The sequence below is a fragment of the Arthrobacter sp. AG367 genome (assembly GCF_007828995.1).
In the GTDB taxonomy this organism is placed as follows: Bacteria; Actinomycetota; Actinomycetes; order Actinomycetales; family Micrococcaceae; genus Arthrobacter.
The window spans coordinates 1-19185 of sequence record NZ_VIVE01000010.1 but is presented as its reverse complement, the minus strand read 5'-3'; the positions used below and the strand labels follow the sequence as shown (position 1 = coordinate 19185).

Annotated in this window: 16 protein-coding genes and 1 pseudogene; 7 read left to right on the top strand and 10 right to left on the bottom strand. The window is 66.8% G+C overall.

Annotated elements, in window-relative coordinates:
• Positions 1 to 22: 22 nt before the first annotated feature.
• From eda to FB478_RS18900, 6 genes are all read right to left on the bottom strand, one after another.
• Positions 23 to 649: a bifunctional 4-hydroxy-2-oxoglutarate aldolase/2-dehydro-3-deoxy-phosphogluconate aldolase gene (gene eda / locus FB478_RS18925; RefSeq protein WP_056389346.1), complete on the bottom strand. Its 627-nt coding sequence runs from the start codon at positions 647 to 649 to the stop codon at positions 23 to 25.
• Entirely contained in the window at positions 642 to 2021 is a 1380-nt protein-coding gene (locus tag FB478_RS18920; RefSeq protein ID WP_261377461.1) for a mannitol dehydrogenase family protein, read from the bottom strand. The genes eda and FB478_RS18920 overlap by 8 nt, the downstream gene beginning before the upstream one ends.
• Before the next feature lie 74 nt (positions 2022 to 2095).
• Positions 2096 to 3082: a PfkB family carbohydrate kinase gene (locus tag FB478_RS18915; RefSeq protein WP_018771385.1), complete on the bottom strand. Its 987-nt coding sequence runs from the start codon at positions 3080 to 3082 to the stop codon at positions 2096 to 2098.
• Positions 3079 to 4290 carry a D-mannonate dehydratase ManD gene (gene manD / locus FB478_RS18910; RefSeq protein WP_144601318.1) on the bottom strand — a complete coding sequence of 404 codons (1212 nt, stop codon included), beginning with the start codon at positions 4288 to 4290 and terminating at the stop codon, positions 3079 to 3081. Before manD ends, FB478_RS18915 begins: the two co-directional genes overlap by 4 nt.
• 101 nt (positions 4291 to 4391) lie before the next feature.
• On the bottom strand, positions 4392 to 5420 hold the full coding sequence (locus tag FB478_RS18905; RefSeq protein WP_144601317.1) for an L-idonate 5-dehydrogenase: 1029 nt from the start codon (positions 5418 to 5420) through the stop codon (positions 4392 to 4394).
• Positions 5417 to 6814 (bottom strand): MFS transporter, encoded by a 1398-nt coding sequence (locus FB478_RS18900; protein ID WP_018771388.1) that lies wholly within the window; start codon positions 6812 to 6814, stop codon positions 5417 to 5419. Before FB478_RS18900 ends, FB478_RS18905 begins: the two co-directional genes overlap by 4 nt.
• Positions 6815 to 6999: 185 nt before the next feature.
• On the opposite strand from FB478_RS18900, the gene FB478_RS18895 reads away from it, so the two are divergent.
• Both FB478_RS18895 and FB478_RS18890 read left to right on the top strand, forming a co-directional pair.
• The gene (locus tag FB478_RS18895; protein WP_056389338.1) at positions 7000 to 7725 is read left to right on the top strand and encodes a GntR family transcriptional regulator; all 726 of its coding nucleotides are present in this window, start codon (positions 7000 to 7002) and stop codon (positions 7723 to 7725) included.
• A 138-nt stretch (positions 7726 to 7863) separates the two neighbouring features.
• Positions 7864 to 11511 carry a TM0106 family RecB-like putative nuclease gene (locus FB478_RS18890; RefSeq protein WP_056389335.1) on the top strand — a complete coding sequence of 1216 codons (3648 nt, stop codon included), beginning with the start codon at positions 7864 to 7866 and terminating at the stop codon, positions 11509 to 11511.
• A gap of 54 nt (positions 11512 to 11565) precedes the next feature.
• On the opposite strand, the gene FB478_RS18885 is transcribed toward FB478_RS18890, so the two are convergent.
• From FB478_RS18885 to FB478_RS18875, 3 genes are all read right to left on the bottom strand, one after another.
• Complete coding sequence (locus FB478_RS18885) at positions 11566 to 11880, bottom strand: acylphosphatase (protein WP_056389332.1); 315 nt, start codon at positions 11878 to 11880, stop codon at positions 11566 to 11568.
• Positions 11881 to 11985: 105 nt separating this feature from the next.
• Positions 11986 to 12927, bottom strand: a complete 942-nt coding sequence (locus FB478_RS18880; protein WP_018771393.1) for a glycosidase — start codon at positions 12925 to 12927, stop codon at positions 11986 to 11988.
• A 261-nt stretch (positions 12928 to 13188) separates the two neighbouring features.
• Complete coding sequence (locus tag FB478_RS18875; RefSeq protein ID WP_186447840.1) at positions 13189 to 14250, bottom strand: adenosine deaminase; 1062 nt, start codon at positions 14248 to 14250, stop codon at positions 13189 to 13191.
• A gap of 312 nt (positions 14251 to 14562) precedes the next feature.
• Between FB478_RS18875 and FB478_RS18870 the strand changes: the two genes are divergently transcribed.
• Positions 14563 to 15204 (top strand): transglycosylase family protein, encoded by a 642-nt coding sequence (locus FB478_RS18870; protein WP_056389450.1) that lies wholly within the window; start codon positions 14563 to 14565, stop codon positions 15202 to 15204.
• A gap of 182 nt (positions 15205 to 15386) precedes the next feature.
• Here FB478_RS18870 and FB478_RS18865 read toward each other — a convergent pair whose 3' ends face one another.
• Positions 15387 to 15974, bottom strand: coding sequence for a hypothetical protein (locus FB478_RS18865; protein ID WP_018771396.1), 588 nt, complete (start codon positions 15972 to 15974; stop codon positions 15387 to 15389).
• A gap of 156 nt (positions 15975 to 16130) precedes the next feature.
• On the opposite strand from FB478_RS18865, the gene FB478_RS18860 reads away from it, so the two are divergent.
• The 4 genes and pseudogenes from FB478_RS18860 to FB478_RS18845 all read left to right on the top strand — a co-directional run.
• Positions 16131 to 17051 carry an MSMEG_6728 family protein gene (locus tag FB478_RS18860; RefSeq protein ID WP_142068461.1) on the top strand — a complete coding sequence of 307 codons (921 nt, stop codon included), beginning with the start codon at positions 16131 to 16133 and terminating at the stop codon, positions 17049 to 17051.
• A gap of 3 nt (positions 17052 to 17054) precedes the next feature.
• On the top strand, positions 17055 to 17915 hold the full coding sequence (locus tag FB478_RS18855; protein ID WP_144601316.1) for an SDR family oxidoreductase: 861 nt from the start codon (positions 17055 to 17057) through the stop codon (positions 17913 to 17915).
• 69 nt (positions 17916 to 17984) lie between these two features.
• A complete protein-coding gene (locus tag FB478_RS18850) occupies positions 17985 to 18380 on the top strand; it encodes a DUF1622 domain-containing protein (RefSeq protein WP_134165874.1) in 396 nt (131 codons plus the stop codon).
• A gap of 75 nt (positions 18381 to 18455) precedes the next feature.
• A pseudogene (locus FB478_RS18845) lies at positions 18456 to 19185 on the top strand (HNH endonuclease); the annotation flags it as partial.

The following is a 19185-nucleotide window of genomic DNA, read 5'->3' as shown; positions in this document are numbered from 1 at the left end:
CCGGCCGGCTTGCGGGGATGGGTTACCGGCCCAGCGCGGCCGCGCCGCTGGCCAGGCTGGTGATCCGCGCCCAGTCCTTGGCCGCGACGGCGTCCGCCGGAGTGAGCCAGCTGCCGCCCACGCAGGCCACATTCGGCAGCCGAAGGTAATCCGGGGCGGTGGCCAGGCTGATGCCGCCGGTGGGGCAGAACTGCACGTGCGGGAGGGGCGCCCCGATGGCCGCCAGATAGGACGGACCGCCTGCAGGCCCGGCGGGGAAGAACTTCATCGCATCCAATCCGGCTTCCAGGACGGCCATTACCTCGCCCACGGTGGCGACGCCGGGCAGCACCGGGACGTCCAGGGACAGCATGTGCTTGAGCAGGGCCGGGGTGACACCGGGGCTGACCAGGAATGTGGCACCCGCTTGGACGGCGGCGTCGGCCTGGCCCGGCGTGAGGATGGTGCCGGCGCCCACCAGGATGTCCGGCACCTCCTCGGCGATCAGCTTCAGCGAGGTCAGCGCGGAGTCGGTGCGCAGCGTCAGCTCGATGGTCTTCACGCCGCCGTCCACCAGGGCACGGGCCAGGGGCACCGCATCCTGGGCGTCGTCGATGGTGACCACCGGGATGACAGGTGAAACGCCAAGGACGCCTGATGCGTCAGCCATGGTTGATCTCATTTCCCAGGCCGTCCGGCCCGTTGGTTTCGATGATGCGGTACCAGTGCAGGAGCAGGTTGCGGAAGCCGCCATGTTCCGCCAGGTCCTGGTCAAAAACGGGCCGGAAGCCCAGCAGTGCAGGCACCACGCTGTCGGCGTCCCTGGCGGCCGGCAGTGTTGCGTTCAGCTCCGCGGCCAGCGGATCGTTGAGGTCGGTTTCCAGGGTGGTGGCCACATGGTGCATCCACGCGGCAATGGCGAGCCCAGCCCAGCGGGGTTCGCGGCCGGCGTCGAGCGTTCCCTTGATGGTGGGCAGCAGGCGCAGCCCTATCTTCTGGGAACCGTCGCTGCCCACTTTCGCGGTGGTGTGGCCCAGGGCGGGGTTGGCGAAGCGGCGGAGCACCTCGTCGCAGTACTGCTCCCCGCCCAGCCCGGCCGGGAGGGTGATGGTGGGCAGCGCTTCCTGGAGCATCATGCGCCGGCAGGCGGTGTGGAACGCGTCCACGGCCACGGCGTCGCTGATGGTTTCCTTGCCCGCGGCGAGCCCCAGATAGGCCAGCATCGAATGGCTGGCGTTCAGCAGCCTCAGCTTTGCTGCCTCCCACGCGGCGACGTCGGTGCTGAACACCGCCCCGGCATCCTCCCAGCGCGGCCTGCCGGCGGCGAAATTGTCCTCAATCACCCATTGCTTGAAGGGTTCGGCCACCACGGCGGCTTCGTCCCGAAGGCCAAGTTCACGTTCGACGCCGGCCAGGTCGCCTGGCGTGCTGGCCGGCACCATCCGGTCGACCATGGTGCTGGGGAAGGTTGCGTTTCCTGCCAACCAGGCCAGCAGGGGTTCGCTTTCAGGTGCGGGCAGGGCGGCCGCGAAATTCCGGACCAGGGTTCCGGTCAGTTCGCCGTTGCCGGGCAGGTTGTCGCAGGACACCACGGTGATGGCTCCGGCACCCGTGAGTGGCCGTTGCTGCAGGCCACGGACAATTTGCCCGATGGCGGTACGCGGCGGGCGTCCCGAGAGGTCCGCCTGGACTTCCGGGTCCTGCAGGTCAAGGGTGCGGGTTTTCGGATCGAACCGGTATCCCTTTTCCGTGATGGTGAGGGTGACGATCTTTGTGGCCGGTGCGGCGATCCGCTCGACCACCAGTTCGGGGTTGTCGCGCCCGGATATGGCGTCGACGATGCTGGAGACCACACGCAGCGGGGCGGCGTTGCCTCCCCGTTCTGCCACGGTGAACAAGCCATGCTGGGGCGCCAGTTGCCGGGCCACGGTGCTGGAACGCTGGGTGACCCCGATGATCCCCCACTCGAAGTCGCCGGCGGCAAGCATTGCGTCTTCCGTGAAGACCGCGGTGTGGGCGCGGGCGAAGGCTCCCAGGCCCAGGTGGACGATGCCGGGCTGCAGTTTGTCCCGCTTGATGCCGGCGTGGTGTCCGCTGGTTGCCAGGGAAGATATAGTCAGGCGTTCGATGGCTGCGCTCCTTCGGAGAAGTTCCCGGAGGCGTGCGCCCTGGTCTGTTCGAATGTAGGGATGAAACCGGTACCGCCCTTGCCGCCCACCACCAGCGACGATGCGGCAGCCCCGAAACGTGCCGCCGTCGGGAAGTCGTCGCCCAGCACCAGACGCGCGGTGAGCGTCCCAACGAACGCGTCCCCGGCACCGGTCTGGTCCACCACGGCGGGGGCGGGAACCGCCGGCACCCACGCAGAGCCGGCACCTTGGGCGGCGTCGCCGCTCCATTCGAGCTGGACCCCTTCCGCCCCACAGGTGACGGCAACGTTGGCGGTACCCAGCGAGCGCAGCTTGGCCGCGGCCTCCTGCGGAGAGGCAACGCCCAGCAGGGCATCCGTCTCGCCGGGGAATGACGGCGTGACCAGGAAGGCCTGCGGCGCCAGGGCGGTGAGTGCCGCCGTCGCCTCTTCCACGGTGGTGAGGCGGGGGCGGTAATTGGGATCGTAGACAAAGCGTGTGGCCAGGCCGGCAGCTTTGACGACGGCGGCGCGCGACGTTGGTGAAATGGCGCAGGCGATGCCGCCCGCCACCAGGGCCCCGGCTGCCGCGACAACTTCGGGATCGACGTCCTCCGGGCCCAGGGTGGAACCCACGCTGCCGCTGCGGGCGTAGGAGAACTCGCGTTCGCCGGCAGGATCGCTGTGGACGAGGTAAACGCCCTGCTGGCCGCGCCGGAACTTTAGAAGGTCGGTCGAAACGCCCAGTTCGGCGATACGGGCGGCAATGGCGTGGCCCAATTCGTCATCGGTCAGCACGGACAACAGGCCTACCGTGGCGCCTGCGGCGGCGGCGGAGGCTGCGACGTTGAGGGCGTCGCCGGAGATGCCAAGCTGCGCGGGAACGCCGTGGGCAAAGGGAAGGTCGGTGGCGACTTCGACGAGGATCTCCCCCATCACCACCACGTCAAAGGGTTGGTGGGCTGCAGTGTTCACCAGTCGTGCACCGATCCGTCCAGGCGCCGGTTCACCGGCAGGTACTTGGGGTCGAAGGGGAAGCGTACGGCGGCTTCCTCATTGAACTCTACGCCGATGCCGGGAGCGTCCCCGGGGTGCATGTAGCCGTCGCTGAAGGTGTAGGAGGTGGTGAAGACTTCCCCGGCGGGGTCGCGGTGGCCCATGTATTCCTGGATGCCGAAGTTGGGGATGCTCATGTCAACGTGCAGTGCGGCTGCGAACGAGGCCGGCGACAGATCACCCGCGCCGTGCGAGCCGGAGCGGACGCCGTAGAGGTCCGCGAGGGAGAAAATGCGGCGCAGGTGCGTGATGCCGCCGGCGTGCGAGACGGAGGTGCGGATGTAGTCGATCAGGCGTTCGGTGATGAGCTGCTGGCAGTCCCAGATGGAGTTGAACACCTCGCCCACAGCCACGGGCGTGGTGGTGTGCTGGCGGATCAGGCGGAATGCCGACTGGTCTTCGGCCGGCGTCGGGTCCTCGATCCAAAACGGCCGGTACTGCTCAAGGGAGGCGCCAAGCCGGCCTGCTTCGATGGGCGTGAGCCGGTGATGGACATCGTGCAGGACGTGGACGCCGTAGCCGAACTCCCCTCGGACGTGGGCCATCATTTTCGGTGCGAAGTCCAGGTAGGCGGTGGTCTCCCAGGTGTCTTCCTGGGGCACGTTGCCGCTGGCCGGCTCGTAGAGTCTGCCGTCCACGGGGGCGATCCCGTAGGTCTTGTCCAGGCCGGGCACGGCTGCCTGGGCGCGGATGGCCTTGTAGCCAAGGTCCAGGTGATGCTGGAAGTCTGCGCTGAGGTCCTCAAGGGTGGTGCCGCTGGCGTGTCCGTAGACCATCACGCCCTCGCGGGCCGCGCCGCCCAGGAGTTCATAGACCGGCATGCCGGCCGCCTTGCCCTTGATGTCCCAGAGTGCGACGTCGATGGCTGCGATGGCCGTCATGGTCACCGGGCCGCGGCGCCAGTAGGCGCCCTTGTAGAAGTACTGCCAGGCATCCTCGATGCGGCGGGCATCGCGGCCGATGAGCAACGGGCAGAGGTGCTCGGAGAGATAGGAGGCTACAGCCAGCTCGCGACCGTTCAAGGTGGCGTCGCCGATGCCGGTGATGCCGTCCTCGGTTTCAATTACGAGCGTGACGTAGTTCCGTCCGGGCGACGAAACCACAACCCGTGCGTCGGTGATCTTCACTGGGAGTCCTTCTCATGGTGGTATGCAATGTTCGGTGGCGGTAAGTGCCCGCTGTGAGGGTTCAGAACGGGCACTTACCGCTGTTTTGGTGGGGGTGGGTGTCAGTCCGAGCTGAGGCGGAGCATGACCTTGCTGCTGCCGGCCGCGGGGTCCGCGGCCGTTTGCATGGCTTGCGCCGCGTCCTCGATGGCGAACTTGTGGGTGATGATGGGCGAGACGTCCAGGCCGTCCTTCATGGCCTGCAAGGCATCGGTGATTTCATCCACGAACCTGTAGGACCCGATCCAGGTGATTTCCCGGGTGACCAGGTCCCCCAGCGCGGAGGCCGCAGGGGTGCCGGGCAGGTTGCCCACCTGGACGACGGTGCCGCCGCGGGCCGTGGCGCGCAGGACTCCGCCCAAAACGGCAGGGATCCCGGTGGCCTCGAAGACGAGCTCCATGTCCGTGGGGAGCGCAGTGTCCGAGACGTTCAGTACCTCGTCTGCGCCCATGGCCTTGGCAATCCGCAGGGACGCGTCGCTGATGTCGGTGGCAATCACGGTCCGGGCTCCGGCGTACTTGGCGGCCGCCGTGACCAGCGACCCGATGGGACCGGCACCGTTGACCAGCACGTCCCGGCCTTGCAGGCTGCCGGCGCGGCTGACGGCATGCATGGCGACGGCGAGCGGCTCCGCCAGTGCCCCACGGAGGGTGTCCACCCCGTCCGGAAGCGGCCGGACCTGGAATGCCTTGGCGAGTTTCCGTTCGCTGAACCCACCGTCGGTGTGGGGGTCGAACGCCGCCGAGCCGAAGTAGCGGATCTGCGGGTAGAGGTTGGTCCGGCCCCGGAGCCGCTCCGGCAGCGCGCCGTCCCCCACCAGTTCGGCGGGATGCACCGTGACGGGCTGGCCCACTTCGAGATGTTCGACGCCGGCGCCCAGCTTGGCGATCCGGCCCGCCACCTCGTGCCCCAGGACGAGCGGTGACTTCAGCGCCGCGGTACCCGACGCTCCGTGGCGCCAGTACGAAAGGTCGCTGCCGCAAATGCCGCCCCATTCGACGTCGAGCACTACCTCTCCGGGCCCGGCGACGGGCTCGGGCCGGTCATCGATGCGGAGGTCGTTGGCACCGTGGACGACGACTGCCTTCATACTGCGTCCTCCAGGCGGACCATGTCGCGGCCGCGGACCTCGGGGCCAACAGCTGCGGAGACCAGGGTGATCAGCGAGTAGCCGATGACCATGGCGGCGAGCGGCCACCAGTGTCCGGTGACTGCGGTAAGCGTTGCCGCCAGCAGCGGGCCGATGGCTGTGGCCAGGATGCCGCCGATCTCCTTGGCGAGCGCCAGTTGCGTGAAGCGGGTGCGGGCACCGAAGAACTCGGCCATGGTGACGCTTTCCATGGCGAAGAGGCTCAGCACGCCCAGGTTCAGGCCGATGACCATGGCGATGGTGATAAGCGCCGAATTGCCGCTGGTGATCATGAGCATCATCGGGATGGCGTAGAGGGCAGTGAGGGCGCTGAGCACCAGGTACAGGGGGCGGCGGCCGAAGCGGTCACCAAGGAGGCCAATCAAGGGGATGGTGACGAAGCCGAGGATCGAGCCGTACATGATCGCGTTGGTGCCCACGCTCTTGTCCGTCATCAGGACGGTGGCCAGGTAGCCCACCAGGAAGGTCTGCACCAGTCCGGAGTTGCCGGCCTGGCCAAAGCGCAGGCCCAGTGCGATCAGGAACGCCTTGCCCTTCTTCTGGTGCAGGGCAGCTTCGATGGTGCTGGTTCCCGCGAGTTCGGGGGCCTTTGCGGCTGCGCTCTTGATCTTGTCCTTGGTGAGTGCCACGCCGTCAACCACGTCGGCACGCTGTTCGAAGACCGGGCTTTCCTTGATGGAGCGGCGGATCCAGACGGCGAACAGCATGATCACGAAGCTGGCAAGGAACGGGACGCGCCAGCCCCAGCTCAGCAGGTCCTCCTGCGAAAGGGAACTGACCAGGATGGCCCACAATGCCGAGGCGCCCAGGGTTCCGGAGTTGGTGCCCAGGCAGACCAGGGAAGAGATGATGCCGCGTCGGCGAGCCGAAGCGAACTCCGCCAGCATCACCGTGGCACCCGCGATTTCCGCGCCGGCCCCGAAACCCTGGATGAGGCGCAGGGCCACCAGGAGGATGGGTGCCCAGATGCCCACCATGGCGTAGGTGGGAAGTACGCCGATCAGGGTGGTGGAGGCACCCATCAGGGCGATGGTGATGTACAGGACCTTCTTGCGGCCGATGCGGTCGCCCATGCGGCCGAAGTAGACAGCACCGAAGAGGCGGGCAACGTACCCCACGCCGTAGGTGGCCATCGCGGCGATCAGGCCGATGACGGGGCTGACGTCCGGGAAGAAGATCTTGTTGAAGACGATGGCGGCTGCCAGGGAGTACAGCTGGAAGTCCATGAATTCCATGGCCGTGCCAAGCCAGCCGGAGACGGCCACCTTTGCGAGGTCGCGGGTGTTCCGGGCTTCAACCTTGCTGCTGGTAGGCGGTGCAATGCTTTCGGTCATCAGTTGCTCCTTTGCAGGTGATGCTGTCTAGGGGGAGGAAAAACGTTGAAGGGGATTGAACAGCGGAAAGCTGTGGACTGCCCGGCCGGGCCCCTCGGATGGGCATCAGTGAACCGGCAGCACTTCGATTTCTACTACCATACAAGCACTACCATTCTAGTGTGTCAACGGGCTAGACTAATGGCATGGCAACGGACAAAAGAGGTGCTTCCCCCCGGCTTTCGGTGCGCGACCAAACCCTCGAGACGCTCCGCAGCAGGATCATCTCGCTGCAACTCCCGCCGGGCGAGCCCCTATCCGAGAACGAGCTGGCGCAGGAGCTGGGCGTCAGCCGCACGCCGGTACGCGAGAGCCTCATCCTGCTCCGCGAGGAAGGACTGGTGCAGGTCTTTCCCCAGATCGGCTCGTTCGTCTCGCTGGTGGACCTGGCGCGGGTCTCCGAAGCGCAGTTCATCCGCGAAGCCATCGAGTGCGCGTCGCTCCGGGATCTCGCCGTGGACGCGGAAGGCATCGGCGTCCTGCGGGGTATTCTCAAGGCGCAGTCGGATGCTGACGCCAGCGGCGACGTGGAGGAATTCTTCCGGCTGGACGAGGATTTCCACCGGGAACTCCTGCGCCTGGCCGGACACGAATCCGCCTGGAGTGCGGTCAACTCCGCCAAGGCACACCTGGACCGGGCGCGCCGGATGAGCCTGCTGGACACCCGGCCCGTTTCCACCTTGATCGAGCAGCACACGGCCGTGGTGGACGCACTGGAAGCCAACGACCTTTCCGATGCGGACAGCCGCCTGCGCCTTCACCTTCGCGCCGTCTTCGAGGACGTCCAGCGCATCCAGGAATCCACCCCGGAGCTGTTCTCCGACGCGGCTGCCCGGCGTCCTTCACGGCGGAGCGTTGCCCGCCTGACTTAACGGGCGTCCCACGCCGTTTCCTCCCGGATCAAGAAACCCATTCCACTGACCCGGCATCTGTTTGTCAGTGCCTCTTGCTAGGTTTGATTCCAGGCCAGGGAAACCGTCTCCGGGCCCGCAAACAGTTGGGGAGGCCCCGTGTTTCTGCTGGACGCTGCCGGTCATCATGCCGGATCCGCTGCGCCGCCGGACCTGGTCTTCTCCGCCAGCGACCTTGTGGCAGCTTCCGAGTGTGAGTACCGCACGCTGCGAATCCTGGACGAAAAGCTGGGGCGTACTCCCAAGGCAGAGTTCCCGGTCGATGAGATGCAGAAGCGCGCCGGCGAACTGGGCGACCGGCATGAACAGACCGTGCTGGCCAGCCTGGTGGCCAAGTACGGCCAATGGGACGCGGGCCGCGGGTCCGGCGTCTACTCACTGGACCGCGGCCAAAACCTCCGGGGCGAGCTTCAGGCGAAACACGCAGAGACCGAACTTGCCCTGCGGTCCGGGGCGGACGTCGTGTTCCAGGCCACCTTCTTCGACGGCGAGTTCCTTGGTTACGCGGATTTCCTGGTCAATGAGGCGGCAGGCACCGGGAACCCCGGCCGGTACGAGGTCTGGGACACCAAACTTGCCCGGCACGCCAAGGTGGGGGCCCTGCTGCAGCTGGCTGCCTACGGCGACCAGCTCCTCGGGATGGGGCTGGATCCCTCCCCCGCCGTCACGCTGGTCCTCGGCACCCGCGTCGGCGACGATTGGCTGCGGAGCAGCCATTCCCTGCCGGACCTGCTGCCCGTTTTCCGTGAACGACGGCGGCGCTTCCGCCAACTCACAGCCACCCACCGGGCGGCCGATGGTCCCGTCCAGTGGCAGCAGCCCGGCGTCGTGCATTGCGGGCGCTGCGACTACTGCGCCGAGCAGGTGAAGTTGCACAGGGATCTGCTGATGGTGGCGGGCATGTCCGTGGTCCAGCGACGGAAACTTCATGCTGCGAAGATCACCAGCATCGATGAACTGGCAGCCATGCCGGCCGGCGAAGCCAGGAACTCCGTGGCCCGGCTCCGCGCCCAGGCGAGGATGCAGCTGGGCCTGGACCAGCCCGCAGGCTCGAGGACATTTACCAAGGATGGCCAGCCGCACACGGTCTCCTACACGGTCCTTCCGGACAACACCATCGGATCGCTGCCCGCCCCCAGTGCCGGGGACATCTTCTTCGACTTCGAGGGCGATCCGCTGTGGCAGGACCCGGCCACCGGCGCGTGGGGCATTGAATACCTCTTTGGCGTCATCGAGGCCCCGGTGCCTGGTGCGGAAGGCGATCCCGTCTTCCGCCCGTTCTGGGCGCACTCCCGTTCCGGGGAGCGCCGCGCCTTCCTGGACTTCCTGGACTACGTGGAGAAGCGGCGCGCCCGGTACCCGGACATGCACGTTTACCACTACGCCCCGTACGAAAAGACCGCGCTGCGGAACCTTTCGCTTGCGCACCAGGCGGGCGAGGACACGGTGGATGACTGGCTCCGGCAGGGGCTGCTGGTGGACCTGTACGCCACGGTGCGGCATTCCCTTCGGATCTCGGAGGCGTCGTACTCCATCAAGAAGCTTGAACCGCTGTACATGGGAGACAACCTCCGGTCCGGGGACGTCAAGGACGCCGGCGCTTCGGTGGTTGCCTACGCCGCCTATTGTGCCGCCCGCGATGAAGGGCGGCAGGACGAGGCCGACACCATCCTGGCGTCGATTTCCGACTACAACCGGTACGACTGCCTCTCCACCCTTCGGCTGCGTGACTGGTTGCTTCGAATCGCTTCCGTGGCCCCTGCGGACGCCCAAGCGTCAGGGGACGCCCCTGCGGTGGCTGCTTTGACCGTTGCTCCCCCGACAGATCCCGCAGTCGACGGACGCCAGGATGCGCAGGACGAAACCGCCGAAGAACGTCGGCTCCGCGAGTATCTTGCCGGCCTGCCGGACAACCGCCCGTGGACTGACGACGAGCGTGCCATCGCCATGGTTGCGGCAGCCACCGGATATCACCGGCGTGAGCGCAAGCAGTTCTGGTGGCAACACTTCGACCGGGTCGAGGCGCCGCTGGAAAACTGGTCCGACCAACGGAACGTGTTCGTTGTATCGTCAGCGGAAGTCGTCTCGGACTGGGCGTTGGCCAAGCCCCGGGAACGGATGCAAACCCGCGTCCTGAAGCTCCGAGGCACCATGACGGAGGGCTCCGATTTCCGCGCCGACTCCAACTGGTGCCGGCTGTACGACGCCCCGGGACCTGATGGCATGACCGCCCCGGACGCTGCCCCGGGGACCAGGGCCTACTCCTTCGGGACCAGGATCAGCGAACTGGAGCCGGCACCGGACAGCCCGGAACACTTCGTGACCATTGCCGAGCGGGAGACCGGCAAAGTTCGCGCCTATCCGCACCTTCCGGTGGCACTCACGGAGGACCAGCCCCTGGCCACCGCCAGCATTGAAGCAGCCATCGCGGACATCGCCAGCGCTGTCGGGGCTTCGGTGCCGTCCCTCCCCGCGCAACCGGGCCTGGACATCCTGCGCAAGTTGCCGCCGCGGTTCCACTCGCTGCCAGGGCCGGCGGACGTCCGGCATGGCGACGATGGTTCAGCCGATTACGCGGGGGCCATCACCGAATCTTTGCGGGACCTGGACCACTCCTATCTGGCCGTCCAGGGTCCGCCAGGGACAGGCAAGACCTACGTTGGTGCCCACGTCATCGGCAGGCTGGTGGCCGAGGGCTGGAAGGTCGGGGTGGTTGCCCAGTCCCACAACGTGGTGGAAAACCTGCTCTGCCGGGCAATCGAAACCGGCGGAGTGGACCCCCAGGTGGTGGGCAAGAAACTGGCCGCACCCCATCCTGTCCCCTGGAACCTCACCTCAGAAGGCGACGTGTCCCGCCTGCTGGCATCCCCGGGCGGATGCCTGGTGGGCGGCACCGCGTGGACCATGACCGGCAAGGAAGTCCCCGCCGGGTCCCTCGATCTCCTGGTCATTGACGAGGCCGGGCAGTTCTCGCTGGCCAACACCCTGGCGGTCAGCGTCGCGGGTACGCGGCTGCTCCTGCTGGGCGACCCCCAGCAGCTCCCGCAAGTCACCCAGGGCGCGCACCCGGAACCAGTGGACCAGTCCGCGCTTGGCTGGCTCGCGGCCGGCCACGCCACCCTTCCCGTAAGCCTGGGCTACTTCCTCGCCGATACCTGGCGGATGCATCCGGACCTGTGCCGGGCAGTGTCGAACCTCGGCTACGAGGGAAGGCTGGCATCGGCTCCGGCCGCGTCCCTTCGCGAACTGGAGGTCCTGGCGCCCGGGGTGGAGACGGTGTTCGTCAACCACACCGGCAACGCCACCGCGTCAAAAGAAGAAGCTACAGAAGTGGTAAGCCAGGCCCGCCGGCACCTGGGCCTGAAATGGACCTGCGGCCCGGACACCGAATCCCGCCCCCTCGGGCAGCAGGACCTGCTGGTGGTGGCCGCCTACAACGCCCAGGTCCACCTGATCCGCAGGCACCTGGCGGAGGCCGGACTGCCCGATGTCCGGGTGGGCACCGTGGACAAGTTCCAGGGCCAGGAAGCTCCCGTAGTGCTGGTCTCCATGGCATGCTCGGCCGTCTCAGAGGCTCCGCGGGGAGCGGAGTTCCTGCTCAACCGGAACCGCATCAACGTGGCGGTGTCCCGCGGCCAGTGGCGCGCGGTCATCATCCGTTCCCCCGACCTCACCAGCTACATGCCGCACAAGCCCGCGGGGCTGGAGGAACTCGGGGCCTTCATCGGGCTTAGTCCGCGGGATTAGTGCGGGACAGGCCCCCTGACGGCGCCGCGGGAACGTCGCTGCCGCGGGAGCGACTCAGTGCGCCCGGAAGCCGCGGAATTGACCGGAGGCTTCGGATATCGATGCCTCCACGTTGTCCACCCGGCCCGGCGTGCGGCCGGATTTGAGCCACTCCAGGAGCTGGCGCACCTTCGGCTCGGGCCCCTCGGCCACCACGGAAACCGAACCGTCGTCGAGGTTCTTCACTTCGCCGGAAAGTCCAAGGTCCTCAGCCTGGCCCATGGTCCGGAAGCGGAAGCCCACAGCCTGCACCATGCCGGACACGCGCGCGTCCAGCCGGATATTGGCCTGCGCCGGGTTTTCCTGCGCGGGCCCTGCGTGCCTACCCATGGTGGACCTCCTCGTCCGCAGCTTGCCGTCCCGGCCGGGCCGCGCTACCTGTCACCGTTGTTTGGAAACGACAGTCAGCGCGGCCCGGCCGGGCGGATGCATCCCTTAGTTGATGGTGATGTCGCGGGTGGCGTGGTTGTAGCGGATGGTCACCTTGCCGCCGGCGTGGTGCAACTCGTGGTTGGGACCGTCGAACGTGCCGAAGGCACCGTAGTTCTCAGTCCAGGATCGGTTGAGGGCGATCTTGAAGGTGTAGAACCCGGCGGGAAGCTCGGCGCTCTTCTTCCACAGCTGGTCCAGGAAATCGAATTCCATCTGCGCTTCGTCGTACTGCGGTGCCCAGTTCTCCGGGGCACCCAGGATGGTGTTGAAGTCACCAGCCAAGGCCACAGCTTCGGGCTGCGGAAGGGTTTCAACGTCCGGGCCCTCGAACGGCTCGGTGGCGGCGGAGGTCTCGGCAGCGGGGGCTGCTGCTGCCTTGTCCTTGGCCGAAGCCTTGCCCTTGCGTACTGCCTTCACTACGGGTTCGACGGCGTCTTCGATCGCCTTGGCTGCCTTGCCCACCGCCGAGGCGGCCTTCTTCGCGGGAGCCTTCCTGGCGGTCTTCTTCGGAGCCTCCTCCTTGGCCGGAACCTCCAGCGTCGCCGCGGCGGCGGAGACCGGGCGGACAAAGCCTTCGGGAGCCGTGGGAACGGGAGTATCGGCAGGGACGGGAGTGCCGGCGTCGAGCGCTGCGGCGAAGGAATCAGCGTCGGGGAAGGCGACGGTAGCGCGCATGCCGTCCTCGGTGATGGTCCAGCCCGAGCGGCCCTTGATCAGCCAGCCGGCCTTGACCAGCTTGGCGGTGGCGGAGGTGAGGGTCTTGTGGCCGCGCGGGATTCCGCCGCTGAGAAGTTCTGCCTCATGCTCGTTGAACGGCACGCGGGCAGTTGCTTCCGCCAGGACCTGGCCTGCATTCAGTGCATCGCCGGACCACACGCCTTCGGTCAGGACATCGAGCACGGTCTTGAGTCGAAGGTAGGTGTTTTCTGCGGTGGACTTGGCCATGATTCCCCTTATATAAAAGCGATCGGTCTTAGGCATCTTGCCAACAGCCCATTAAATCGCGCGACTTTAATTGGTAAATTCTGCGTGTCGTGACCGACTATGAAGCGGATTGTGCCGCAAGTGAGGCGGAGGTCTCGGGTAAGGGCTGTCTGCATAACCCTCAAGTGCTGGCATGGATGCTGCCCTGCACTCCCCAGACACGCCTGCGGCACTTAGTTTACCGGGCAGAAAGACCGGCTGTTGCCCCCGACACAGCAGCGGTCAGTCGGACACTTCCCTGCCGTTCAATTCCGCCAGCAGCTCCGCTTTCCGCTCCTCTGACGCGAACGAGGAATGGATGGAGTTCGCTGCGAGGCGTGCCCTGTCGAAATCAGAGAGTTCAAACACCGAAGTCAGCTGCGCAAAGTTGTCATCCACGTAGCCGCCGAAGTAGGCGGGATCGTCTGAGTTGACCGAGACGTTGAGTCCGGCGGCCAGCATCGCGGGCAACGGATGGTCGGCCAGGGTGTCTACGGCACGGAGCCGGACGTTGGACAGGGGACAGACCGTCAGGGGAATGCGTTCGTCCACCAGGCGCTCCACCAGGTCGGGGTCATCCATGCAGCGGATCCCGTGGTCGATCCGCTCCACGCCCAGGAGGTCCAGGGCTTCGATGATGTACGACGCCGGGCCCTCCTCCCCCGCGTGCGCCGTCAACCGCAGGCCTGCTTCACGCGCCTTCGCGTACAGCCGCTCAAACTTGGACGGCGGGTTTCCCACTTCGGCCGAATCCAGGCCGATGGCACCGATGGGCGCATTCATGGCCAGCAGCCGGCCGAGGACTTCCAGCGCGGAGTCCTCCGGCAGGTCCCGGAGGAATGCCGCGATCAGGATGGTGGAGATACCGTAGTCCTCCTCCGAGGTCTCCAGCACCGATGCCACACCCCTGACGCACGCCTCAAGGGGAATGCCGCGGGAGAGGTGCGCCTGCGGGTCCATCATGATTTCCGCGTGCCGGACCCCGGCGGCAGCAGCCCGCTCCAGGTAGGCCCGGGTCATGTCCGCAAAGTCCTGCTCGGTTCGCAGCACCGCCATGTTGGCGTAGTAGAGGTCAAGGAAGGACTGCAGATCCGTGAACTCATACTTCTCGCGGAGTTCGTCCAGACCGGAATACGGCAGCGCAATACCGTTGCGCTCGGCCAAGGCAAAGATGAGCTCGGGCTGCAGCGTGCCCTCGATGTGCAGGTGCAGTTCTGCCACCGGGAGGGGCTTGGCAGGGGCTGCGGGTTCCGCAGGGTCCGTTTCGGTTTCGGGCATGGTGCTGCCGCCGGCAAAGTTGTCCATCCGGTCAGGATAGTGCCCCTCCCGGTTTTGCGCCTGCCCGGGACTTCGACGCCTTAAAGACCGCCGGCTCCCCGCAGATGCACTGCACCTACCCGACACCCCTGCTGGAATCTCGATTTGATAACGCCAAAGCGATGTCCTAGCGTGAAATGCATGCCCGCCCGGCGGGCTCTTTGATTGCCCGGTGCTGCCTCCACCAGAACTGCCCAGCGGCAGCCACCGACAGTGACCTCTATTTGTCAGGGGCGGGCAGTGGCGCGACGATCTCCGGGGACGGAACCAGCGCTGGTGGCCTTCAGGAGCATCACCATCATGAAAAACACCAAATTCCGTACTGCCGCACGCCGTGGAGTCACCCTGGCCGCCGTCTCCGCGGCAGGTTTGGCCCTCTCAGCCACGGCGGCCAACGCAGCCACCCCGACCTCCACCTGGGATGCACTCGCCCAGTGCGAGAGCGGCGGCAATTGGTCCATCAACACCGGTAACGGCTTCTCCGGCGGCCTGCAGTTTACCTCCAGCACCTGGGCCGCTTACGGCGGAACCGGCTCCCCCGCGGATGCCAGCCGTGAACAGCAGATCGCGGTAGCGGAGCGGGTCCAGGCCTCCCAGGGTTGGGGTGCCTGGCCCTCCTGCGCGTCCCAGCTCGGCCTGAGCGGTGGCGGCGGAGCCCCGGTCCAGAGCGCGCCCGTCCAGGCTGCTCCCACGCAGAGCGTCCAAGTTCAAAGTGCCCCGGCTCAAAGTGCTCCGGTTAAGCAGGCACCGGCGCCGCGGCATGCTACGTCGGTTGCCCTTAGCGGCGAGACCTACACGCTGCAGGCCGGGGATACCCTGAGCATTGTTGCCGACAAGCTGGGCATCCAGGGCGGCTGGCAGCATCTTGCCGACGCCAACCTGGACACTATTTCGGATCCGAACCTCGTGTTCGAGGGACAGGTTATCCAGCTTCCCGCGTAACGCCTGAGGCGGCATCACCAGCGGCCCCCTGGCCGCCCGCCTTTTGGAAGGCGACACAGACAGGTCGGCGATAGACAAATTCCGTTGACCAAAAGACGACGCCGGCACACCCCCACAAGGGATGTGCCGGCGTCGTTCTTTTAATTCCCGGGCCGCTGCCGGAGTCGGCAGGGAACCGCCGGTCAGCTGGCCGGCAGTTCGCGGACGATCCGCACCTTCCAGGCGGAGTCGTCGCTGGTGTCCAGCAGGGCAACCGTGCCGTGCGCAAGGTTCAGGGCGACACGCTTGACGGCCAGCAACTCCAGGTAGAGGTGCTCGTTCATGCGGCTGGGGGTGTCGATCATGTATTTCACGGCGTCGCGCACCTTGCGGTAGTTGGCGCTGCGTTCGCGGTGCATGTGCAGTTCCAGGGCGGAGCGCTGCTTGAGCCGCGGTTCGTGCCGGTTGAGCAGCGTCACTGCTGCGTGGACCGCAACGACCAGGGCGAGTGAGACTCCGTAGATCCACACGCCGCTGGACAGCAGGAACAGGGGCAGGTTGCCAATGGCCACAAGCGCGATGACCACGCGAAGGGCGGCGATCCGCCGGACCGTCCTGGCCACGGTGGCCATGCCGTCGCGGAACCGGTGCTGGTCCTTGCGCGCGGCGGCGGGATCGATGGTGAACTCGTCGAGGACCAGGATTCCCTGGGCTTCCGGGGCCAGCATCTGCCCGAAACGGGGCAGGGCGGTGCGGGCGTGGGCGACTGCTTTGTCAGGTGTAGATGTCATGAGAGAGCTTCCGAAACGCGGTTGGGGTTGCGGTGATCTTAGTGGTTTAACCTGAACGTCGTATGCATGCGTCCACTATTTGGACATTAACCTTTCCGCGATGTGGCCGTTGGCACAGCAATTGGCACTTCCGCCGGGGACCGTCAGACTGAATAGATGCAAACCTTCCTCCCGTACCCTGACTTCCGCCAAAGCGCCAAAGCCCTGGACACTGCACGGCTGGGCAAGCAGCGGGTTGAAGCGCTGCAGACCCTCCGCGCCCTGGTGATTCCCGGGTACGGTTGGCAGACCCACCCCGCGATCCGCATGTGGATGGGCCACGTGCCGGCCCTCACCATGTATGGGCTGGCGATGGTGGACGAATGGATCGAACGTGGCCACCCGGACAACACCCGGGCGAACATCGCCGAGTTTGCGCCGCAGGCTGCCCATCCGGACTACGCCGCCAAGATCATCCTGCCGCCCTGGCTCGGGGACCCCGACTTCCACCTGAGCCACCGTTCCAAGCTGGTGCACAAGGAACCGAAGTTCTACACGTCCGTTTTCCCGGACGCCATTCCGGACATGGACTACGTCTGGCCCGAACCCCGGCACGAATTCCTGCCGCAGGAACCGGAGGGGGACATTCTCTGGATCCTGCGGGAGCCGCATGACGACGTCGACCCCCAGTCGCTCAGGACCGTTGCGCTTCCGCCGGTGAACCGGAGCGCTGCTGCCGCGGCCGCGATGTCGGCCGGAGATGACGGTTACTCCCCTGTCTACGTGGACGACGGGTCCCGCCGGCCGTCACGGGCGCCCAAGAAGGCGCCCCCGAAGCCTCAGGAGAAGAAGCCCACCCGCAAGCGCGCGGCGCAGGAGGAGGCGTTCCGGACCCTCCCGGGGAAGACGCCGGTTGCGGTTCCGTTCGAGAACGGAGCCAGGTTCGCCGTGGGACAGGTCGTGGGGCGCCCCATCACCCTCGATGACGGCCGCTTTGGCAGGAATTTCGAGGTCATGGAGATCATTGACCGCTCCGCGTTCGCGTACCCGGCGCTGTTGCAGGATCCGCGCGTGTTCTTCCCGGTTGAGGCGCCGTAGGTCGTGACGATTCTTTTGGCAGGGTGCGGCGACCTGGGTACCGAAGCGGGGCTCAGGTTCGCTGCGTCGGGGCACAGGGTTGTGGGCTGGCGCCGGTCCCCTGCGAAGCTTCCGGCAGCCATTGAAGGTGCTGCGGCGGACCTGGGCTCGCCCGAACTGCCGCCAGTCCCTGCGGACACCACCGCCGTCGTCATTGCCGTCGCTGCCGATTCCCCCTCGGAAGAGGCATACCGGACGGCGTATGTACGTGGTGTGGCACATGTCCTGGATGCGCTCGAGCGTGACGGCGTGCACCCGGACCGGGTGTTATTTGTTTCCTCCACGGCCGTCTACGGCGATGCGGGTGGCGGCTGGGTGGACGAATCCACGGCGCCGGATCCGGGCGGCTTCTCCGGACGGGTGCTGGTGGAAGCCGAGGATCTCCTGCACAACAGGCTTGCGGGAACCGGGACCACCGGTATTGCGCTCAGGTTGGGAGGCATCTACGGGCCGGACCGGACGCGGCTGATTGACCAGGTGAAGACAGGCTCGGCCGTGGTTCCCGAGGACGTGCGCTACACCAACCGGATCCACCGTGACGATGCAGCGGCCGCCATTGTGCACCTTGCCACCATGGAGGCTGCGCCCGCGCCGGCATATATCGGCGTGGATGATGAGCCGGCCGAGCTGGGTTCCGTGTTGCGGTTCCTTGCAGCCGAACTTGGGCTTCCAGAACCCCGGGTGGGTGACGCCGGTCCCGCTCGTGGAGGCAACAAGCGTTGCCGTAACCACCTGCTCCGAAGCACCGGGTTCACCTTCACGTTTCCCACGTTCCGGGAAGGGTACAGGGACGTCATAGCAGGGAACGGCATCCGCCATCCGTGACGAAGGCCGCCGTCCAATGGGTTACAGCCAGGTTGGCCGCGGGATGCCTGGCCCGAGCTAAGGCGGGGCATGGAATTTCGGCAGGTCATTGAGGCAGTTGGGCAGCTTGTCGACTTTGCGGGAGTCGCGGTGATGGTGATCGGGGCCGTGGTGTCCCTCCCGCTGGCGATCCGTGGCCATCAGCCGCGCCAGCTTCCGCCGGGGGCCGGGAAGCTGGGTTTCTACCGGTCCTACCGCCAGTTGCTGGGCCGGTCCATCCTGCTGGGCCTTGAACTGCTCGTCGCCGCCGACATCATCCGCACCGTTGCCGTCACACCCACGTTCGCCAGCGTTGGGGTGCTGGCCATCATCGTGCTGATCAGGACGTTCCTCAGCTTCTCCCTGGAATTGGAAATCACGGGGCGCTGGCCCTGGCAAAAGGAGCCGGCCGCGGCTCGTACCGGCTCCGCCGCCGCCCCCAGCTGAGCACCCGGGGTTGGGTTTTCCACATAGGGGTTTTGGGGGCTCTTGAGTGTCGGTGGTGGCTGGCAGAGTTGGGTTATGGAGGCCATTGGGGAGCAGCTGGACGGGCCGTTCGGCGGGTTGTTCGGTGGGTTGTTCGGCGGGAACGCTGACGACGCCGGCAGCCGGCGGACGAGTCCGGCCCGCCTTCGCGCCGTCCCCGGCGGGGAGGGATCCGGCCCTGCCATCCTCGGGGCACTTGCCGAAGAACTCGCCACCGCCGCCCTGGCCGCCCCGGACCTCCTGGCAGCAGCCACCTATGTCGAGGCCGCCGATTACGCCGTCCGGGTCGAGAACCTTGCCCGCACCGTGGAGTACCTGCAACTCATCTCAGCCCTGACTGTGGACCGGACCCGCACCCAAGCCATCACCCAGGCCGCGGCCAGGACCACCCACCCTGCCGTGCCCTCCCCTGCCGATGACGGCTGCCGCAACACCGCAGAGTTCCTACGCCTCAGGCTCCGCATCCCCATCCGCGAAGCACGCCGCCGCCTCACCCTCGCCCAGCACACCCTGCCCCGCACCAGCCTCACCGGCGAACCACTCCCGCCAACCCGGCCCCACCTCGCCACCGCCCTCACACCCCACCCCGCCACTGACGGGACCACCACGCAACCGCCCACCGGGAGCCTCCAGGCACCGGCCGTGTCCTCCCACGCCGCGACCCTCATCAACGCCACCCTGGACCGGCTCCAACACCACACCACCCCCCACACCCTGGACCGGATCGAAGAGCACCTCACCACCGCAGCCACCACCACCGACCCCG